Here is a 1807-nt window from a genome sequence, read left to right on the forward strand (position 1 = left end):
TGAATTTTGTCTTGTGTATAAGCGCGTCAAATGGCCTGGCGGTTATGCGGGGTTAGCCGGGTATTTTTATGGATATTCATGCAGTATTGTCTTTCAAATACTGTAAACAACGCTAGCTTTTACTACAGGTAAATTCCCTTGTTCCGTGAACCAAACTGCTTTCAATGCTGCGGTAAGGCAGATAAGCCAATCCGGCCAATGCCGTTTCTATGCGGCTGCCGATGTTTTCCACCAATGCCATACCGCCTTCATCGGCATAGTAGGAAAGAATGGCGAGCAAATCCGCTTGTGCTTCAGCTTCATAAACAATTGCATACATCGGACGGCTCAACGGTTTTGCAGCTTATTGCGGATATTGTCCAAGGCATCGGTATGGGCATCGGCAGCGGCTTTTCCCCGGGTGCCGTCCTTTTGAAAACGCACCAAAGATTTCCCGACTTTGGCCTGCACCCATTCATCGTATCCTCCCTCTTTCTCTATCAGCATCTCAGCCAGATAAGTCCCCTGCAAGTCTTCTAAAGAAACAAATACCCCCACAGGCCGTTTGTTTTTAGTCAGCAGCACCGGCTCGCGGCGGACGGTATCCAGCAGATCTCCGAAGTTGTTTTGGGTATTACTGGCTGTCATGGTACGCATTACGCTTTCCTTTATCGGTACGGTATTTAGCTATTTTAGCTATTTTATCCAACCTGGACAAATAGCTCAACGCTGAATATCCTTATCCTGCTTGCCTTTCTCCGCTGCCGGCTGCTGTTGCAGCTGCTCGATAGTGGAGCGGCAGCGAGGTGATGCAGGTTGCACCTTTATGCCTTGGCCAGAGCATTCGGGCAGGATTTGGCAGTAGTCGCCGGCGTACAGAGAATTACCCGATTTCATTTCAAGGAGTACATACAGGAATTGCTCTTAAAAAAGAAAGTCCGCCCACTTAAATGCGGGCGGGTAACTGAAAAATTCTTAACCTTCGCCGAATCCTGATGTCCAAATTAAGAGTATCCAATTCGTGTTCATTAATGCCGAAGCCGTCAGGATGGTCTCTAAATCCGGGCTTGTCCGATAGTGCCGATATGGCATTTTGGGCTGCCTCTTCAGAGGAAAATATATCTAACAACTTGACATCGACATTATCATTTTCATGTAGCGGCGGTCTGGCGTGTTCTAAAAGAAATACTGATTTGTTCATGAAAAGTCCTTTCAGGTCATTAAAATTTTATGCTTATCTAACAAAGTCCCTGTCGTCGATTTTTTTGATTTTAATAAATTTATTTTAGACCGACTGAAAGTGGCGCGGTTTTAACTTCGTTGAAGCCGTGTGCTTTCAGACGGCCTTTCGGCCTTTTGGCCGTCCGAGACGGATACCCGCAAAACGGGCTGCCATCGGTGTTGCGGCCTTTGCTGCTGCACGCATAGCTGTCTGAGCCATAAGGTGCCGTTGTCCGCCGGCATGTCGCGTACCAGGCGGAAAACATCCACCAAGTTTTCAACATACTCGTTTACCATTGGCTCCAAGCCGATTCGCCCGGTACGGCCGTAATCACGCAGGCCATAATACGGCGGTGAGGTAATGCAGGTTTGAACTTTCACGCCTTGCCGAACCAGTTCGGGCAGGATTTGGCAGTAGTCGCCGGTAAACAGAGAATTACCCGATTTTAAGGAGTGCATACAGGAATTGCTCTTAAAAATAAGGGGCTGTCCTAGATAACTAGAACAAATCCTGCTTTACTGATTGTTTTAAAATAGAAATTTGAAATTTTATCTCACTGTTGTTAAAACGCCATTCACACTCTTTCAAATACAGTTCAAAATGCTC

At 46.6% G+C, this 1807-nt stretch carries 4 protein-coding genes and 1 pseudogene; all 5 read right to left on the reverse strand.

Features of this window, described 5'->3' with window-relative positions; all coding sequences use genetic code 11:
• Positions 1–112: 112 nt before the first annotated feature.
• Positions 113–319: a type II toxin-antitoxin system RelE/ParE family toxin gene (locus tag IR141_RS12370; RefSeq protein ID WP_135037729.1), complete on the reverse strand. Its 207-nt coding sequence runs from the start codon at positions 317–319 to the stop codon at positions 113–115.
• Between the two features lie 8 nt (positions 320–327).
• Complete coding sequence (locus IR141_RS12375; RefSeq protein WP_135037732.1) at positions 328–636, reverse strand: type II toxin-antitoxin system Phd/YefM family antitoxin; 309 nt, start codon at positions 634–636, stop codon at positions 328–330.
• 289 nt (positions 637–925) lie between these two features.
• Positions 926–1180, reverse strand: coding sequence for a hypothetical protein (locus IR141_RS12380; protein WP_135037734.1), 255 nt, complete (start codon positions 1178–1180; stop codon positions 926–928).
• A gap of 110 nt (positions 1181–1290) precedes the next feature.
• The gene (locus tag IR141_RS12385; RefSeq protein ID WP_228068268.1) at positions 1291–1659 is read right to left on the reverse strand and encodes a DNA methyltransferase; all 369 of its coding nucleotides are present in this window, start codon (positions 1657–1659) and stop codon (positions 1291–1293) included.
• A 40-nt stretch (positions 1660–1699) separates the two neighbouring features.
• Positions 1700–1807: pseudogene (locus IR141_RS12390) on the reverse strand (IS1595 family transposase); the annotation flags it as partial.

It is taken from the genome of Neisseria sp. 19428wB4_WF04 (genome assembly GCF_015235335.1).
In the GTDB taxonomy this organism is placed as follows: domain Bacteria; phylum Pseudomonadota; class Gammaproteobacteria; order Burkholderiales; family Neisseriaceae; genus Neisseria; species Neisseria musculi.